The sequence below is a fragment of the Luteolibacter luteus genome, from assembly GCF_012913485.1.
GTDB classification, from domain to species: domain Bacteria; phylum Verrucomicrobiota; class Verrucomicrobiia; order Verrucomicrobiales; family Akkermansiaceae; genus Haloferula; species Haloferula lutea.
Map to the genome: position 1 here is coordinate 4421882 of NZ_CP051774.1, position 17994 is coordinate 4439875.

The following is a 17994-nucleotide window of genomic DNA, read 5'->3' on the forward strand; positions in this document are numbered from 1 at the left end:
CGAGCCACGAACGATGCCCACCACCCTTGAGAAGGCACAGGAGCTGAATCTGGATCCTGGGATTTATGGCACCTTCGCGGAGATCGGTGCAGGCCAGGATACGGCGAATTGGTTTTTCCGGGCGAGCGGTTCCGCTGGCATGGTGGCAAAATCGATCTCTGCCTACGACATGACGATGAGCGATGCCATTTATGGCAAGAGCGATCGCTATGTTTCCCGCCAGCGGCTGCGGCAGATGCTTGATCATGAGTACAGCATTCTGATCGAGCGGCTGGGTCCGGTACGTGGGGAGAGCACGACTTTCTTTTCCTTCTGCAATACGGTGCGAGCCCGCGGCTATCTGGACACGGGTGAGTGTCACGGATGGTTGGGCATGAGGTTCCAACTCCGGCCGGGTGAGCCGCCGTCCGATATCTACGTGCACGTGCGTCTGCTGGACGCGACAAATGCGGAGCAGGCGGAAGCCTTGGGAATCGTGGGGGTAAACATGATCCATGCGACCTTCCGGCATCGCGGGCATTTGGGACGTTTCGTTACCTCGTTGGTGGAGGGGCTCAAGCCGTACCGCGTCGAGATCGACATGCTGAAATTCCATGGCCACGGTTATGGCTTCTTCGACAACCGCCTGTGCTCGTTGGCACTGGTGGAAGCTGGCCTCACCGAAGCGGTGATGTTCAGGCCGGATGGCGAGGTGGTGCAAGCCGCGGAGGTGCTCTACAAGCGACCGATCCTGCTCCTGCGCGGGAGCTTTGATCCCGTGACCCGCCTGCACATGCAGATGATGGAACAGGCCCACGGGGTGTTTTGCTCCGGCCAACCGGAGAACGAAGCCGCACGGACGATCGAGCTGTGCGAAATGACCATGGCGAATCTGCTCCGTGGGAAAACGGTGGATCATGTGGATTTCATCGACCGCTGCGATGCCTTGCAGGCATTGGGGAAGACGGTTTTGGTATCGCGCTATGCAGAGTTCCACCGGCTTTCAGCCTATCTCAGCCGCGCCACGCAGCAGCCGATCGGAATCGTGCTGAGTATCGGGCTGCTGAATGAACTCTTCAAAGCCAAGTGGTCGGAGAATCTTGCGGGTGGCCTGCTGGAGTCCTTCGGACGCCTCTTCAAGAATCAGGTGACGCTCTACGTTTACCCGTGGAAAAACCGCAAAACGGGGGAGTTGGTGGATGCGAACAGCTTCATTCCGCCGGAAGATTCGCGGAGCCTCTACAAATACTTCCTCGAAACGGGCCGTGTCCGACCGGTGCCGGTAGGAGATGAGCATCTGATGCAATTCACCGGCCGTGACATCCAGGAAATGATCACGGAGGGGGATGAGTCATGGAAAGCCTACGTCCCGTCAGAGGCCCATCGCTCAGCCATGCACCTGCACGGTTGAGGCGGAACTGCGTTTGTTTTTCGTGCGAACTTTCCACGGCTTCGATGGTTTCCATCCATTGAAGAACACGTGACGATTTCGCCGTATCCGGGTATAGAAGCCGCCCCTCCATGGATGTTTATTTCACGCCGCTGGAACCTCCGATCTACGAGCTTCTCTCGTGGGACATGGACTTGATCATGCGCTGCCTGGAGGTGATCCGCCTGGAGCTTCCGGCGCTTGCAGGCGATCTGCTGCCGCAGGATCCCCAAGTGGCGATTTTTCCCTTCCAGCGGGCGAAATTTCCCGGCGGATCGTATCCGGTGCTCGGGGTGGTGCAGTTCACGGAGGACGCAACCGCACCCTATCTGGCCATCGAAGGCAGGATCCGGACCTGGTGCACGGAGTTGGGGAAAGATGGCCTGAAGACCCGGGCTGCAGAAGTGAGTCCTCCGCCCACTTGGCAAGAGTTGAAGGATTGCGGCTGCTACCCGCAGCCGCGGGCTGCCTGTTGATGAGCTAACATTTCCGGCGATCGTTCCGTCCACCTGCAGCCGGCAAAGACGGTCAATAGTCCGGGGAAATCTCCAAGCGCTTGGGCCAAGGAAGTTTCATGGGCTCTTCCTTGTCTCCCAGATCGAAGCTATCCAGCACGTTTGTCCGCGTGCGCGGAACCGCACGGGTGGCTCCCTCCATCATGACTTGCTCGGTAAAATAGGGGTCCTCCCCTAGAAGGACGGGCGTCTTGGAGCGCACCGGCGTGGTATCGATCACGGCGAGGGCAGCGAGTCCGACGGCGGCGGATCCGCTGGCCACCGGTGAACCTCCCGAATGCTCTTGGCAGAAAGGAAGGTTGTCGGTGCCTTTGCGGAAAAGTTCGGTGACCTCGGAAGAACGGGTCCGGGGAGTCGATGTGGCCGTGTCATGCACCGTCACGTAGCAATAGGGTGTGGCCCGCTGGCCGGTGACGCTACAGATTTTCAGTTCCACCAGGTTTTCTGGCTGGGAGATGACCTTGCCTCCGAAGTTCTCGGAGGCCGCATTCATCGCTTCCGCCCAAACCGGCATCGCGAGATCACGGGAGAACGCTCCTTCGTAAATCGATTTGCCGGGTTGCAGGAAGCCGATCCAGATCCCGCAGGCGACCTTTCCATTGTAACCGAGGAACCAGTTGTCGGAGAAATCGCTGGTCGTGCCCGTTTTTCCAGCGCCGCTGAACGGACGCTCGATCAGCATGTCGGAAAGTCCGGCGGTATTCCCATGCTCCATGCTGCCGCGCATCATGTCGTGCACGATGTAAGCGGTATCCTCACCCATCGGACGCAGGCGAGTGGGCATCTCGATCTTCCGCTGGTAACGGGTCGTCCCCTTGATATCGACCACGCGATCCACGTAAGTCATCTTCAAAGGGGCGGTCTCGCCGCCCCGGGCAAAGGCTGAGATAGCCCGGGTAGCTTCCTTGAGTGACGCGGACTCGAAGCCCGTGGCCAGACGTGGCAGGATTTCGACATCCTTCATGGGGAGGCCGAACGCTTCCGCGGTCTTCACCACATTCTCCAAGCCTGCCATGCCGGCGAAACGAACCGACGCGGCGATCTTTGACGCCTCCAAGGCGCGGCGTGCGGTGATACGGCCTTCATTCTTCGGCATGGCCACTTCCATACCCCATTCGCCCAGCACGCCTTCGCGGCCGCCCACCATGACCGAGCGGTTGTCCATCCACTCGTCCTCCACCACGGTCGCCGCGGTGAGATTCCGTTCCAAGCCGGCGGCATAGACGAAGGGCAGGAAAGCAGTGCCTAGCGGACGGCGACCCAGCTCGATCACGTCGTAGGGCACATCCACGTAGTCGCGACCGCCGACGTGAGCCAACACTTCGCCGGTGGTATGATCGATCATCAGGCCTGCTCCTTGGAGGTATTCCGCCTTACCCGGGTTTTCCGGATTTGCGGCTTTTGCCTTCTTGAAATCGGCACGTTTTTGGTTCGCGTAACCGTTACGCGCTTCGGCGGTTACGAGGCGTTCGCTCAGCTTTGCCTCCATCGCGCTTTGGACCCCGGCATCGATTGAGGTGTAAATCTTGTAGCCGCCGGCCATCAGCGCGTCTTCACCCAACTCGCGCTCGATTTCGTCCATCACACGCTCGTAGAGATGCGTGGTATTGCGCGCCAAGGGCTTCGGGTTCAGCTTCAGCGTTTCGCCCTGCAGGCGTGCCGCTTCCCGGTTGGTGATTGTTCCTGCCTCCGCCATGCGCCCCAAAACGAGGTTCCGGGAGGCGCGATTTCGCTCAGGATGATTGATCGGCGAACACCAGGTGGGGCTCTTGATCGTGCCGACGATCGCCGCGCTTTCCAAGGCATTGAGATCCTTCGGCTCCTTGCCAAAATAGCCCAGCGACGCCGACCGGATCCCATAATAGCCGCTGCCGAATAGCACGCGGTTCACATAGAAATCCAGAATCTGCTGCTTGGTATAGCGTTTCTCGATCCGCATCGCCAGGAAGGCCTCGACGATCTTCCGTTTGAACTGGGGTTCATCCCGGCGCTTGCTCTCGTTTACGAGATCGTAGGCATTCTTCGCGAGCTGCTGGGTGATCGTACTGGCCCCTTGGGTTTCCTCGCCCGCCTTCCAGTTGAGGTAAACGGCACGACCGATGCCGAGGTAGTCGACACCCTTGTGGGTTTCAAATCTCTGGTCTTCACCCGCCTTCAGGGCTTCGATGAAGATTTTCGGCACGTCCTTGATTGGGATCGGGCTGCGGTTTTGCTCGAAATGGCGGCCGATTTCTTTCCCGTGGCGATCATAGATGATGCTGGGGATTTCCACCTCATTGATCCGCTCGAGATCGTAGGTGTAGGCCCGCTCGCGGTAGGGGCGGGTATACTGCTCCAAGAAAACGTAGCCCACGCCCGCAGAGACCAGCCCCAGCAGGATCAGCGTGAGCCAGAAACCTTTGCGCTTGTAGAAGCGGCGCTTCTTCAGCTTGTTCCGCGTGCTTTTATCGACGTTCGCCATGCCGGAATCCCATCGTGACAGTCCCCGGAGCCAGCCCGGTGCCCCGATGGCATACTCCCCGGAAGGCGGAAGTGCAACCCCGGGCTTGGCGGGGAAAATCCGCGAAAAGATACGGAGGGAGGGCCCCTTGGACTTTCCGCATTTCATGGCCGCCGCACTTTATGATCCGGAGGAGGGTTATTATGCCCGGCCGGCGGGGCAGGTGGGCCGTGCGGGAGACTTTTTCACGAGTGTCAGCGTGGGGCCGCTTTTCGGGCGTTTGCTGGCGGAATGCGTGATGGAATGGTATCGGGAGGCCGGAAAACCTCCGCGCTGGCGGCTGGTGGAGCTGGGTGCGAATGACGGCACGCTGGCCATGGACCTGCACGCCGCCCTAAAGGAGATGGTTGGGGGGGGCTCCGGACTCGAGCACGTAGTGATCGAGCCCCTTCCGCAGCTCGCCGCAGCGCTTCGGGAAAAGTGCGGGGGTTTTTTGAGAGTGGAGGATTCCTCCGGTCCGCTCGCGGAGGATCCTTTACCGTCGTTTGTCCTGGGAAACGAGGTTCTGGACGCCTTGCCGTTTCACGTCATCGAATCCAACGGGCAGGCTTGGGAGGAAATGGGCGTGAGTCTGGAGGGAGATGCGTTCGCGTGGGCCGGCATCGGGCCGGCCCCGACAGGACTGGTCGAGGGAATCCCGGTCTTTCCGGCAGGCTATCGCACGGAGGTGCGGGACAATTTCCCCGAGTTCCTCGCGCCGTTGGTGGGGGCAATGGCTAGCGGGCGCATGCTCTGGATCGACTACGGTTTTCCGCGGGACGATTACTACCATGAATCCCGTACCAAGGGCACGCTGCGTACCTTCTCGCAACATCGCGCCGCGGAAGATCCGCTGCAATCACCCGGCGAGATCGATATCACCGCTCACGTCGATTTCACGGCGGTGGAAGAGGCGATCGAAGCTTTGGGTGGAAAGGTAACGCTCTTCGAAAGGCAAGGGCGTTTCCTCACCCATTGTGCGCGGCCTTGGTTGATGTCCATGGACGGTCGCACCGATGCGGAAGCGATGAAGGCGGTGCGAGCTTTCCAGACGCTCACACATCCCGGACAACTCGGCGCGAGCTTCCACATGATGATCGCGGAGTGGGATCACTAGCCCGCCCCGCCGTCAGCGGATGTCGTTTCTCAATTTGAGGAATAAAATTCCTTGCGACGTTCCTCGATCACCACCAGCCAGTTCATCATGCTGATGGGGGGGAGTTCGCAAGGGTGCGTGATCGGCTTGAGATTCACATTGATGCGGTCCCTAGCGGTCTCCTCTTCGTTGCCATTTTTCAGATCGAGCAGGTGCACCTGAGCCCCGCCTTTGCCAGTGTCTCCGCCGAGGTGGCCAAGCTGGCCGGTGATCTTCACTTCGAAGGGATCCTGGTCCGTGCCATAGCGCTTCTCCGGCGCGAAGAGTGAACAGGGCGGGAAGAAGGGCGCGGGAAGATTCGAGCCGGTTGGTGCGGCCATCGAGACCTGATTGAAGTCGTCCCCGATGTAGAGGCGCATGTTCGTAACCAGGGAGAAGCCATTCTTGAAGGAGGTCAGGTCGTCGCACTCGTAGAGCAAGACACCGTAGTCGGTGGACTTGGCTGGGAAGGATGGCGCAACCAGATTGGCCTGCGTGTAGTCCACGTTGACGACCAGGGAAGGATTGTTTTCCGGGGTCGTCGTGGAGCCTCCGAGGTGGGCCAGCATGCGCTTGATCCGCTTCGGATACACCGCCACGCAGTAGCGCGTGCCGTGGAGCATCTTCACTTCCCACGGGGATTGCGGCCGGTAGTAGAGGAGATTGGCGCTGGTGGACTGGGGATTGGGATCCCCTCCGAAGTAGTCCTCGTTCAGCGTGGCGGTGCCGGTAACTCCGTATTTGACGGCCCATTTGCCACCGACGCCATAGATGAGGTCGACCGGCTCATTGAAGGTGTAGGTGCCGGTGGACATTGCGGCGAATCCAGCCTTCATTCCGGAAAGGTTCGAATACCCGGTGAACTCCAGCGGCCAGTCGATGGGCACCCGTGTGCCGGTGCTGTTGGTGTAGCTGAAGCTCATCCTGGTGGGCTGCGGATTTGTCGCGCTGACCACCCCATTGATGTCGAGGCGCATGGCGCACTGCATCGCGCCGGAAGAATAGGTGTTCCATGTGGTGGGAGACACGGTGTTGCTTTCCGTGGCGCGGTTATTCGGGGTGAAGCGGTCGAAGAACTCGCTGCCGCGGTTGATCGGAATGAAGGCGGCGCGACCTGCCTCCGAAGCCATGGTGACCGGTTGGAAGGTGCCGTTGTTCGCGAGTTCGAATTTCTCGCGCTCGCCGGGTTTGAACGGATTCTCGCCCACTTCCTTGCCATCCACCTTGACGCCACTGCCAAGAGTCATGCCGCGGCGGCTGGAGAGCCGGTCGAGCTTCATGCCGCTGACGACGTCGGCACGGGTTGAATAAATGGCTCCCTCGATGGTGGCGCGCTGCCAAGCGGTACCATCGGCATGAGCGCCCAGGCTGGTAAATGCTTCCGCCGAGATCGCGAGCTGGGAAGGGATCTCGTAGATGGAGAGGATGAAGTCACGCTCGCCCTCGCTACCGCCATTGCGAGCGAAGCTCTTCAGCAGGGCATCGTTTTCCCCGATCTGCATCGAGAAGGCCCACCAGTTCCGTTTCGCGACGAAAGGTTGGCCGGGAGCACAGTAGCCGAAACGGATATTGGGGTAGGGGATCTTATTGACCTTTTGGAAACGGACGTCGTCGGTGGGCAGCAGCACCTTGCCTTGGGCCAAAGTGCCGTAGGTCTTCTCGGTCGAGATGATTGGATAGACTGCGTCGTTCGAAGCGATCGTGGCGTTGGACTGCAACGGCACCGGGAAGCCCGTGCCCAGGGAGCGGTTCACGCCTGGAGACATGTAGCCAGGTTCGGGCTCGATCGCGTCAAAGATCGAATTGATATCGGTGAGCGTGGAGTCTCCCACATTGGCAGTAATGCCCTCACCGGCTCCCATGTTAGTCTTAAGGGTGGTCGAGATCGAGGTACGGGCGTTCGCCTGATCCAGTGCTTCGGAGAAAATGTTTTGCCAGCGGAGGGGATCACGGACCGAAGAATTGGCGTTGGAGCCGCTTTTCATCGCCCGGATCGCGCGGTTAGGCGCGATGTTGATGATCGCCCGTAGCACCGCGTCTTCCTTCTCCGCATAGTCCACGCGGATCTGGCTCTCCTTCTGGACCACCTGGGCTGAAGCAGCGCGCCTGTAGGCGCTCATCATCAGGATGGTGAGGATCACACCCGTGGTCAGCACGAGTACATAGGATATGAATCCGCGGCGGAGTTTCTTTGGCGGGGGTGCCGTTTTCATAGCTGCTGGGCTCCGGAGTAGGTGATGGTTTCTTCGTTCGGGCCGGTGAGAGTGGCCCGTAACACGCCTTGAATAACGGAGAAGCTCACGCCCCTCACTTCCTTGCTCAGCACCCATTCGGGGTCGCTGATAGTACCTGCTTGGGTGACGCGGCGATAGTAGAGGCCTTCCCCGGTACCGGGGTTTTCATAGGAAAGGATCGCGGCGCGCGAGCTGCCGTCGGGCTCCTTGAAAAGAAGAAGCAGCACCGACGCTTCCTCGAGCACGGGCGAACCGCCTGCCCTGAGGGTGGACATGTTCGTATAGAGCTGGAAACCCTCCGCGGAGCCGATCACGCGGCTCAGGTAATTGTTGATGATCGGTGCCTCCGTGGTGAGGAAAGTCTGCGCATTGAAGATCTTCAGGAAGGCAACCTGCTGGTTGAAGATCGCCAGAAGCATGGCCGCGATCATCATGCCGGTCATCATGGCCAGCGATAGCTCGATCAGCGTGTAGCCGCGCCGCAGGGCCCTGCGGAACAAGGGGAGAGGGGAGGCTTTCATTATTGGGCGCGCACGACGGTTCGGGATTTCAGATAGGTGCGCCCCCCGACGGAGTAGCGGACCACGCTTTGAAGCTGCCAAACCTGCATGCCGGCCGGGTTGTTGGCCGTGTTGGCATTATTGGTATCCGCACTGCGGGTGCGGCTCACGGTTCCCGTGATCTCACGACCACCGGGGAGCCTCCCGAAGACGACGGTGGTGGTGCTCACTGCCGGGGAGACAGGCCAGAGGGATTCGGCACTTGTGATGTCCTCGAAAGTCTGGCGTTGGGCCAAGGACTTCTCGTAGGTCAGATAGGCATCCGTGATCGCTTGCTGAAGAGTCCACTGGCGAGGTGCCGTGATGTTCAGGGACATCTTGAGCATGGTCAGGCCCAAGACCGTGAGCATGGTCATGGCCATGGTGGCCTCGATCAAAACGGACCCGCGAGCACGAGGTCCGGGCTTGCGGGTGGCGCGGAAAAGCCGAATCCTCCGCCCGTGTTCACCGCCATCCGACGGCTTGCTGCGGCGCTTTTCTGCCTCTGGCTGGGTGCCAGCCACGTCCACGCCCAAGCTGTTCTGGAGCCGCCATTCGGCCTGCGCTGGGGCGATACTCCAGAAAAATTGATAACTTGGGCCTCGCGACATGCCTTGGACGTTAACATTTCGCTTCCAGGAGATCAACCAGCGCTTCGCATTGTAAAAATTTCCGCACGCAAGGGAAATCTCCCTGGCGCGGCAGCACAGGCGGTCGAAGGCCGTTTTCACACGGGGAGGTTGTTCGAAGTGACGGTTCATTACCGGGATTCTGAGGTGAGCGCGGATGAGATGGAGGCGCGGTTCAACAAGCTGAAGCTGGAGCTAACGGGCGAGTATGGCACCTTGGCCGCCAACCGGCAGGACCGGACAATCAAGGATCACTTTGCCACCCGGAACCTGTCCTTCCATCGTGAGCCGGTGAAGGGTCTCTTCCTGTTGTTGGCCTACTCGGAGGTTGAAGACCAATTGCGGAAGACTCGGGAGGCGACGTTCTCCCTCCTCTACCGGAATGACAACCTCAGGCAGGATCTGGAGAAGCTCTTGGCACCCCAGACTCCGGAGGCCGGAGCTGGGGGCAAGTGAGAACGGGGAGTGTTGGTTCACGAGGGGGAGGGGGCTTGGCGTTTCGGGGTGGGAAGGCTATTCTTGGCTGGTGATGGATCCGTTGAAACGGATGGTGCGGTTGAGTTGGAAAGTGACGTAGGCGAGCCGATCGATGCCGAAAGGAGAGGTGTTGAGGACTTCCAAGGTCCATTGGCCGTCTCCTCCTTCGTCAAAAACACCGGTGAAATCGTCGATGATCAGGGTCTTGTCATCCGGCACGGCCTTGGTGTTGGTGTAAGAGACAGGGACATTGATGCCTTCCTTCCCCAGTGAGGGTGCACCCTTGTATACCTGAACGGTATTGGAGGAACCGGGGTAGATATCATTGAGCTGGACGGTGATCGTCGGCATCTTGAAGCGCACCAGCTGGTTGTTGGTGATGCCGGAGATGGTGCCGTCGGTGACGGGCCAGATCTGGATGAATTTCGAGGCGAGTTGGGACTGGGGAGCCTGAAAGTCCTCCAATGAGAAAACGGAGACGCGTTCTTCTCCGCGTATCTTGGCCCGGTTCGTCCCGGGAATGTCCGTGATGGCAAACGTGATCTTGAACTTGCCGTTGTTTACGAGCGGCTGGCTACCGCGCAGGGTGGCCTGCGTGCGGTTGACATTCAAACCGTCTCCCTTCGTGCCGTATGACTGCACATGGTGCAGGAGATTCACCATGCGTGATGCTTCAGGCGCGTTGGGGTCGCTGCTCAAACCGTTGGTCTCGATCTCGACATAGAACGGCTTGTCCGCCCGGGTCCTGGGAATCGAGGTGTAGGTAGTGTCGTCGCTCCATACCTTGACCGAGGCCACCGGCACGTAGGTGCTCACGAACTTGCTGTCCAGCAGGTAGGCGGTAGGTGGATTCGTGTTCTTCACGGTCCACAATTCGAAGCGGGCGCCACCTGGATCGATGGCCAAGGCCGAAGACTTGAGACCGGAAGCCGTCACGCTCATATCCCGCTCGGTGTGGGAGGGATACTGATGCTGGCGGACGAAGTTGGTGAAGGCGGTGCCACTACCCTGTCCGGAAGAAAGGGCGGTGAGACAGAGGGTGCCGGCGAGCACCCAAGAAAGAGGAGATTTCTTCATTTGGATGCTGCGTTCGGATTGGCTTCAGGGGCTTGGACGGGGAGGACCGAAATAGGGCACTCCTCGTAAACCGCGACGACGAGACGACTTTCTTTTTCGAAGGACTTCACCGTGGCTTCAGACAGCGGCATTTGGCCTTCCGCCTGCGGGCGCGAAACCGGAGAGGTGGTGACCCAATTGCGATTGGCTGCCAGGAAATCCGGCCAAGTGACGATCTTCGCTCCATCCTGCATGCCGATGCGGGATGCCATGTTTTTCGGCACGTGGATCACGGCCCGCTTCGGCACCAGAGTGGCGATGCCATTGAAGCAAAGGATATCGGACCTGCTGATCAGGTCCTGTGGCTGATATGCCTTCGCAGGATCATTCTCCATCGGCGTGAATACCGGCTGGATTTTCTCCTGTTCGATCTGGCGGGTGCGGATCACCAGATCATCGTGAGTGGCCGCATCACGCATGACCGGCTTGGCGGGAACGGTGCCGGTTTCAGGCGTTGCTTGTGGCTCCTGCTGTCCTGCTGAAAGCAAAGAAAGGGCGAGGGACGCGGCAAGCTGGCAGGTGAGAAAACGTGTGGTTTTCATGGCTGTCAGAGGTCTCAGGGCTTGCGGAAGGTCACGAGCAAGACCATGTCCTGAAGGTCATAGCCTTGATCGGTGATCTGAGCGTCCGTATGGGTGAGTTCCATGAAGACGATGACGTCCATGGGGCCGATCTTCACTTTGCCGCTCGCATCGAGGTAAGGCTTGATGAAGCTCTCAAGCGTGGGTGCGGTGTGAAGGGGATAGGTGGTTGGTGGGACATCACCATTGACCAGAGTGCGCACGTTCTTGGTGCCGCTCTGGGAGGTGAAGTAGGGACCCCACTGGTTGTTGTAGTAATACTTGCCGCCGAAGCGCAGCTTCTTGTCCTTGGCCACCGTTTTGGTCCACACGATGCTGCTCGGGCGGACGTCGGTGTTCTTGCCGTAGAAAATCTGGGTGTAGGAGCCGTTGTCGTATTTGACCTCGGCGCGAGTCGGCACGAACTGCATGTTGCTGCCGTTGGTGTTGGCGACGGTTACACCGGCGCCCAGAACGCGGATGTCGCAAATGAGGGATTCCTTCGGTGTCACGGTATTGTCGTCCACGTCCACGTAGTCCTGGACGATGGAGGGATACGTGATTCCCCAAGTCAGCGTGGGGTAAACCCCGGGCTGCACGACGGTGGGGTTGGCGGTGAGCCAGCCCACCGGAATGGTCGGTTCGTTGTTGGCTTGCGCGAACAGCGTGCCCGGCGAGGCGGCGCTGATAGCGAGGACGACTGCCGCGAAGGCAGATGTTCGGGTGTATGTCATGGTGTGTCGGGGTGGGAACTAGAACGCCTGATTCCACCGTCCTTCCGGAGCTCCCGGGCATCTGGCGAATGCCTGGGCGGAGAGGGGGTGGTTGATCAGGTGTTCGGGACAGGCACGTCCTCACCGGGTTGCGGTGAGGTGTGGCTCATACAGCCAGGGCGTCACTCCTGGCTGGTTATCGAGCCATTGAATTCGATCGTGCGATCGAGCATGAAGGAAACATAAGCGAGGCGATCGAGGCCGAAGGGTGTTTTGGTAACAATCTCCATCGTCCAGCGGCCGTCCGCATCAAAAACCTCATCATAGTCGGTCAGATGAAGGACCCGGCTCTGGGGCACGGTGTCATTCACGACCAGGGACGATCCGGGGACGATCGCGCCAGTCTTGCCGAGCACGGGGAGGCCCTTGTAGACCTGCGCGTAAGTGTGGCTATCGGGGTAGAGGTCGTTCAGGGTCAGATTGATCTCGGGCAGCTTGAAGCGGATGAGCTCGTTGTTGCTGACGCCTTGGATGGCGGCATCGGCGAGCGGCCAGATCTGGATGAACTGCGAGCCGAGCTGGGATGCCGGTGCTTGGTAATCTTCGAGCGAGAAGACCGAGAAGCGTTCTTCACCACGGACCTTGGCGCGGTTTCCACCGGGAATGGAGGTGATCGCGTAGCTGATCGTGGAAGTGGCGTTTTGCTCCATGTAGCTCTGGCTTTCCAAGGTTGCCTGCGTGCGGTTGATGCCGACGCCGGTGCCGCCGGTACCATAGGACTGCACGTGACGCAGGAACTTCACCTTGGTAGCGGCTTCCGGGGCTTCGGGATTGCCGATCGTGAGGCCGTCCACTAGGACTTCCACGGTGAAGGGTCGGTCGGCACGGGTCCGTGGGATGACGTCGTAAGGATCTTCCGAAGTGATCTTGACGTTACCCACGGGGACGTAGGCACCCACGTAGCGGGAATCGAGCTTGTAGTCTTGCGCCGTCACGTTGTTGACGGTCCATAGCTCGAATTGGGCTCCGCCCGGGTTGATGGCCAAGTGAGACTGGTCTTGCCCGGAGGCATTGACCGGCATGTCCCACTTCACGTTGGTGGGCAGCTGCTTCTGGCGGATGAAGTTGGTGTAATTGGCAGAGGTGGACTGAGCTCCAGCCGTCGAAAGCACGGCGAGCGAAAGCCCGAAGATGATAGAAGATGCATTCATGGCTTCTGAGGGGCGGAAGGGTTAGGTTTTGCGGTGGTGTTGGCACCGGCAGGAGCCTTGTCACCGGCGGTGACCATTTCTCTCGGCTGGGGTTTGGGCGGCAGCACCGAGATCGGGCCGCCTTTGAAGACAGCCACTACCAAGGTGGTGCTCTTGTCGAAGCGCTTCACCACGTCTTCAGGAAAGGGCTGGTTGCCTTCCGCTTGGGCGCGGGTGACTTCATAGGTGGTGATCCAGGCTCGGTTCACGGCATAGAAGTCGCCGAAGGGCATCAACTGATTGCCGGAGACGAATTTCACGCGGTCCACCATGTTCGGGGGCGTGTGAAGGATCGCCATCTTCGGGACCAAGGTCATCTTGCCGTTGAAGGCGAGGAAGTCGGAGTCCTTTACAAGGCTATCTCCACTGCTGGCCTTTGCCGGATCGGGGCCCTCGGAAGGCCGGAGCTTGACGAGGGTTTTCTGTGCTTCGTTGTTCGCCACCTTCAGTTGCTCGGCGAGCTGCTCCGAAGTGGGGGAATCCCGCATCTCCGTCTGCTGCGCGGCGAGCGGCTGAGCGGCAAGGGCGAGGAGCGTGACTCCCAAGGCGCTGGAAATCGTTTTCAAGGTCATCTCGATAGGAGGTGAAACTTGGGTTAGCGGGCTTCGTCGTCGTAGCCGCCGGAAGGATCGACCGCGCCGTTAGGTCCGCCCTTGCCGTTGCCAGGGTTCGAAGAGTCGACGCCGTCGAGGTTGTTGCCGTGCCCGTTGTTGGGGTGCTTGCGGCTGAAGGTCACGAGGGCGACTTGGTCCTGATAGTCGAAGCAGGAGCTATTGTAGTTCGTGGAACCCAGTTCCATTAGCACCAGGACGCTGAGCGGTCCGATCTTCACGCGATTGTTCGCGTCCAGATAGGGCTTCAGGTAGTTGGCCATGGTGCCCTGGCTGATCATCTTCGAGGCGGTCGGGAGAAGCTCTCCGTTGACCAGGGAGATCACCTGCATGTTGGCGCTGCGGGTGGTGAAGAGAGGACTCCACGAAGTCCCGGTCACGTAGCGGCCCGCCAAGTTCACGGTGTTGTAGGCGCTCACCTTCTTCACATAGAGGCGTTGGGAGGAATTCACCGCGCTCTGCGTGCCGTAGAAGAGTTGCTGGTAGCTCCCGCCATTCAGGCTCAGGCGCAGGTCGCTCGGCGGGACCGTGGTGCCAGCCTGGCAGGCGGTCGGGCCGGTGCCGACGATCTGCACGGTGACGTAGAGGTCTTGGGTGGGGATGATCGTCCCCGGAGGGTTGATGACCGCAGCGGTTTCGGTGCCGTCGCCACCTCCGCCGCCATTGCCGTTTCCGCCTCCGCCGAGAGCACCCGTGACTTTCGACGGGTGCATGATGTTCCAAGTCAGGGTGGGGTGGGTGCCCGTCTGGACGAGGGTGGGGAAGGCGGTCATCGTGCCCACGGGCAGGGCGGGGTCGGCTTCCGGGCTATCGGCGCCGTTTGCGATTCCGGAAAAAAGGGCGGACGCCCCGGACACAGCTACCGCAAGGGTAGCCCAAAGGCTGGTTTTCATGGCTGGTTTCGGGTGGACAGGTGTGGCGTTGAATCCGCCTTCCTTTACCTCGAAGCCGTGGGACTTGCTTGGAGAGGAGGGGACCCGGCAGGGGTGCCGGGCATGGATCGGCCTAGAAATGGCCCAGCCATGCCCGCTCGGGACAGAGTCCCCCGCCGGGTCTCCGGAGAAACGAGCGGGACATCGGCTCTCCGGACAAATTCAGGTTATGTAAGGGTGGACGATTGCTCGTCCGGGTGTGTGTCGGGGTGGGTGCGGGAACAGCAATTGTCAGTTGCCAATCGGAAAATCTTTTTGCTCAGCGTCCGGGGAGGCCGCCGTCCCAGCCGGACCAAGGCCCGGGCGGGACGTCGCGTGCTTCGACGAAGCGCCATTGGACGCGTTCGCCACTCTGGAAGCCGAGGAAATCGCGGACGGCAGGACTGAAGTCGATGCCCGCCGCATTGTTGCGGTTCGAGCGCGGGCCTTCATTGCCGAAAACATATTGCCAGTGGTCCACCTCGAAGGGACCCACGTCTTCCCACTGCGCGTAGCAAACCTTGCCTTCGCGGTGGATGGCCACCCAGCGGCCCTTGCAGACCGATATCCCTTCGCCGCGATAGTCGCGCCAGAACCAGGGGATCACTTCGGAGGCTTCCGGGCGGTGCCGGCCGTCCTTGCCGATGTCGTTGTAGGGGAGGGCGATGTAGAAAGGATTCTGCTTCGGGACGAAGCCGGCCGGGAAGTAGCCGCTGCGGCGTTCCGGGTGATCATAGCCGCCGAAATTTGCCTGCCAGTTCATGTCCCAGGCGCTGGCCGTGTTGGGGACCGGGTTGTTCTGGGTCGGGAGTTCTCCCACCCAGAAGACGGTGCCAACCACGTTGCTGCGCCAGCCGCGGAACAGGCGAATGGATGCCGCTGATTCTTCGACGACCAAACGGGCGCGGTCAGGTGCCCCGAAGGGGTCGCTAAGTCCCGGCAGGGCCTCGCGCCGGTTGTCCAGCAGCTCGCGATGCATCTCTTCCAACCGGTCTCCGAGCAAAGACGCCCCGAGCGTCACCGAGCAAAATGCCGGTGCTAGCAAAACGAGAATGGAGCAGGGCAGCTTCACGAACGTTTTTCAAAAAATCACGGCTGGGAGTGACTCTTCGCCAGACAGTATGGACTATCAGGAGATTCAAACAAGAAATTTCTAACGAAAATTTGAACATCCGGATGACTTCGTTGTCTAAGCGGGTTTCCTATTCGTATTTTCTTGGCAGTTAGTCGTTTCCAGCGCCCATGGTCGCGGCCCAAAGCGGAAGAAAGCGTGCCGAAAAAGTCGCAAAATCGGCCATTAAAAGTCCCGTCCCAACGTCATTCCCCCGTCCTGCTGAAAAAAGCGGAGACGGGGAAATGGCGCGGAACGATCGAACTCATGGACGTCGATAACAAAGCAGGGCGAGGACGTCGGAACAATGAAATTTTTATCCTTTCTGACCTAAAGGAGGCCTAAATAGTTCGCATCCAGAGAGTTTTTAAAACGAGCTGGATTTTCCACCCGCGAAACGCCGCTCCAACTCCTTCATGGACAGCTCGCTAAGAGTGGGGCGTCCGTCGGGGGCGCAATAGGGGAGGTCGCAATTGAAGAGAATTCGTAGCAGGGGCATGGCCTCTTGCGGACGTGGGGACTCGCTTAGGGCTGCACGGCGTGCCAGCAGCTTGGCAAGAGCGTCGAAGGCTACGCGGGCTCCGGGTGTCTGGCCCTGCGAGAGTTCATCGATCAAGCTGGTGACGAAGCTGCGGGGGTCCGCCATTTTCAGGAAGTCCGGCAGCGAACCAATCTGCAAGGTTCCAGAGCCGAAGTCTTCGAGTTCAATCCCGGCGCGGGAAAATTCCTCACGATGGCGCAGAGCCAGTTCGCATTCCCGAGGGCCGGGCTCGATCAGGAGAGGGACGAGAAGGGCTTGGCTCTCCACTGGGCCGCTGTTGGCCAGCCACCGCTCGTAGAGAATCCTCTCCCGGGCGGCACGAGGGTCGAGCAATACGAGACCATCGGCTGATTCGAGGATGGCAAAGCGGTCCTGAAGGCTGCCGATGTATCGGAATGGCGGGACTTTCTCCGGCTCCGGTTCCGGCTCAGGACGATGAAGGGGAGGCGCGGGGCCTACTTCCGGGCTAGGCCGCATTAGGGAATAGCCCGGCTCGGATCGGGGCGCGCGTGACGGGGGAGTGAAATTCTCAAAGTGCCGCTGTACCGGGATCGATGCAGGCCATGAGCGGGCTGCCGGTGCCTGCTGGGCAGGAGTGGGATCAGAGACGATCGCGCGCGACGCTGGAAGCTGCGCGGCCCGGCGGGAGGCTTCCGCACGCGCAAGGCCTTCCTTCACCGCTTGGGTCAGGACGTCGCGAAGTTCGTGCGGGCGGTGCAAGCGGATTTCGCGCTTCGCCGGATGCACGTTCACATCCACCAGCGAAGGCTCCATCTCGATCCACAGCCAGGCAGCCGGGTGCATGCCGTCTTGGAGTGCACCGCGGAATCCTTCGGTGAGCCCGCGGGAAATTGCGGAATCCTCCACGGGCCGGCCGTTCAGGAAGACGCACTGATGTCGGCGCCCCTTGCGGGCATGCACAGGTGGGAGAATGAAACCTTCCACCGAGATCCCGTTGCCATGGGTCAGCGGCAGTTCGACCAGTTCCCGGCCGAGATCGGTGCCGGTCATCCAGCGCACCCGGTCCAAGCGGGACATCCCTCCCGGAAGGTCGAAAACCTCGCGCTCGTCCTTTCGGAAACGGAAACGCACCCCGGATGCTGCCAACGCGTGAAGTCGCAACTGGTGTTCGATGTGAGCCGCCTCGGTGGTTTCCGCGCGCAAGAATTTCCGGCGGGCCGGGACATTAAAAAAGAGGTCTTTTACTTCCACCACGGTGCCCGGAGCGCAACCGGCCTCCCTGACGTCCCGCATGACGCCGCCTTCCACCGCGATCTCGGTGCCGGCCACGGCATCCGGTTCCCGGGTGACTAGCCGGAAGCGGGAGACGCTGGCGATGCTTGGCACGGCCTCGCCGCGAAAGCCGAGCGTGCGGATGGCGGCGAGGTCGCCAACCTCAGCCAGCTTGCTGGTGGCGTGGCGCTCCAGACTCATCAAGGCGTCATCCCGGGACATCCCGCTGCCGTCATCGATCACGCGCAGCAGGGCTGCGCCGCCACGCCGTATTTCTACCAGGATTTCCTTGGCCCCGGCGTCCAAGCTGTTTTCGACCAGCTCCTTCGCAGCACTGGCCGGTCGCTCCACCACTTCGCCCGCCGCCACTTGGCTGGCGAGGATTTCGGGCAGGATGCGGATGCGCGGCACGCGGAAGTGGTACGGGGATCGGGGGGAAGTTCCAAGCGGGAAGGTGGGGTGGCCTATACCGCGGCGATCGCGATAGGGCCGTGCCGGGTACGCGAAAACCCTAACAGAACCACGCATTATT

16 protein-coding genes are annotated in these 17994 nt (G+C 60.4%); 4 read left to right on the forward strand and 12 right to left on the reverse strand.

Features of this window, described 5'->3' with window-relative positions; translation table 11 throughout:
- Nucleotides 1–13: 13 nt before the first annotated feature.
- On the forward strand, nucleotides 14–1390 hold the full coding sequence (locus tag HHL09_RS18290) for a TonB-dependent receptor (RefSeq protein WP_169456070.1): 1377 nt from the start codon (nucleotides 14–16) through the stop codon (nucleotides 1388–1390).
- A 110-nt stretch (nucleotides 1391–1500) separates the two neighbouring features.
- Nucleotides 1501–1884: a hypothetical protein gene (locus HHL09_RS18295; RefSeq protein ID WP_169456071.1), complete on the forward strand. Its 384-nt coding sequence runs from the start codon at nucleotides 1501–1503 to the stop codon at nucleotides 1882–1884.
- Nucleotides 1885–1936: 52 nt separating this feature from the next.
- On the opposite strand, the gene HHL09_RS18300 is transcribed toward HHL09_RS18295, so the two are convergent.
- Nucleotides 1937–4384, reverse strand: coding sequence for a transglycosylase domain-containing protein (locus HHL09_RS18300; RefSeq protein WP_169456072.1), 2448 nt, complete (start codon nucleotides 4382–4384; stop codon nucleotides 1937–1939).
- Nucleotides 4385–4529: 145 nt separating this feature from the next.
- Here HHL09_RS18300 and HHL09_RS18305 point away from each other — a divergent pair, with 145 nt between their 5' ends.
- Nucleotides 4530–5519 carry a class I SAM-dependent methyltransferase gene (locus tag HHL09_RS18305; RefSeq protein ID WP_169456073.1) on the forward strand — a complete coding sequence of 330 codons (990 nt, stop codon included), beginning with the start codon at nucleotides 4530–4532 and terminating at the stop codon, nucleotides 5517–5519.
- Between the two features lie 29 nt (nucleotides 5520–5548).
- Here the strand turns inward: HHL09_RS18305 and HHL09_RS18310 are convergent, their stop codons facing one another.
- From HHL09_RS18310 to HHL09_RS18320, 3 genes are read right to left on the reverse strand one after another with little or no spacing between them, the layout of a single operon-like run.
- Nucleotides 5549–7750, reverse strand: a complete 2202-nt coding sequence (locus HHL09_RS18310) for a hypothetical protein (protein WP_169456074.1) — start codon at nucleotides 7748–7750, stop codon at nucleotides 5549–5551.
- Entirely contained in the window at nucleotides 7747–8292 is a 546-nt protein-coding gene (locus HHL09_RS18315; protein ID WP_169456075.1) for a hypothetical protein, read from the reverse strand. The genes HHL09_RS18310 and HHL09_RS18315 overlap by 4 nt, the downstream gene beginning before the upstream one ends.
- The gene (locus HHL09_RS18320) at nucleotides 8292–8693 is read right to left on the reverse strand and encodes a hypothetical protein (protein WP_169456076.1); all 402 of its coding nucleotides are present in this window, start codon (nucleotides 8691–8693) and stop codon (nucleotides 8292–8294) included. Before HHL09_RS18320 ends, HHL09_RS18315 begins: the two co-directional genes overlap by 1 nt.
- Nucleotides 8694–8771: 78 nt before the next feature.
- Between HHL09_RS18320 and HHL09_RS18325 the strand changes: the two genes are divergently transcribed.
- On the forward strand, nucleotides 8772–9395 hold the full coding sequence (locus tag HHL09_RS18325; RefSeq protein WP_169456077.1) for a hypothetical protein: 624 nt from the start codon (nucleotides 8772–8774) through the stop codon (nucleotides 9393–9395).
- Nucleotides 9396–9452: 57 nt separating this feature from the next.
- Here the strand turns inward: HHL09_RS18325 and HHL09_RS18330 are convergent, their stop codons facing one another.
- The 8 genes from HHL09_RS18330 to mutL all read right to left on the reverse strand — a co-directional run bounded on the left by HHL09_RS18330 (nucleotide 9453) and on the right by mutL (nucleotide 17873).
- Nucleotides 9453–10493, reverse strand: a complete 1041-nt coding sequence (locus HHL09_RS18330; RefSeq protein ID WP_169456078.1) for a hypothetical protein — start codon at nucleotides 10491–10493, stop codon at nucleotides 9453–9455.
- Entirely contained in the window at nucleotides 10490–11074 is a 585-nt protein-coding gene (locus HHL09_RS18335) for a hypothetical protein (RefSeq protein WP_169456079.1), read from the reverse strand. The genes HHL09_RS18330 and HHL09_RS18335 overlap by 4 nt, the downstream gene beginning before the upstream one ends.
- Nucleotides 11075–11088: 14 nt before the next feature.
- On the reverse strand, nucleotides 11089–11826 hold the full coding sequence (locus HHL09_RS18340; RefSeq protein ID WP_169456080.1) for a hypothetical protein: 738 nt from the start codon (nucleotides 11824–11826) through the stop codon (nucleotides 11089–11091).
- Between the two features lie 161 nt (nucleotides 11827–11987).
- Nucleotides 11988–13016: a hypothetical protein gene (locus HHL09_RS18345; protein ID WP_169456081.1), complete on the reverse strand. Its 1029-nt coding sequence runs from the start codon at nucleotides 13014–13016 to the stop codon at nucleotides 11988–11990.
- A complete protein-coding gene (locus HHL09_RS18350) occupies nucleotides 13013–13627 on the reverse strand; it encodes a hypothetical protein (protein ID WP_169456082.1) in 615 nt (204 codons plus the stop codon). Before HHL09_RS18350 ends, HHL09_RS18345 begins: the two co-directional genes overlap by 4 nt.
- Nucleotides 13628–13650: 23 nt before the next feature.
- Nucleotides 13651–14559 carry a hypothetical protein gene (locus HHL09_RS18355; RefSeq protein ID WP_169456083.1) on the reverse strand — a complete coding sequence of 303 codons (909 nt, stop codon included), beginning with the start codon at nucleotides 14557–14559 and terminating at the stop codon, nucleotides 13651–13653.
- 298 nt (nucleotides 14560–14857) lie between these two features.
- A complete protein-coding gene (locus tag HHL09_RS18360) occupies nucleotides 14858–15649 on the reverse strand; it encodes a hypothetical protein (RefSeq protein WP_169456084.1) in 792 nt (263 codons plus the stop codon).
- 406 nt (nucleotides 15650–16055) lie between these two features.
- Entirely contained in the window at nucleotides 16056–17873 is a 1818-nt protein-coding gene (gene mutL / locus HHL09_RS18365; RefSeq protein ID WP_169456085.1) for a DNA mismatch repair endonuclease MutL, read from the reverse strand.
- Nucleotides 17874–17994 lie beyond the last annotated feature (121 nt).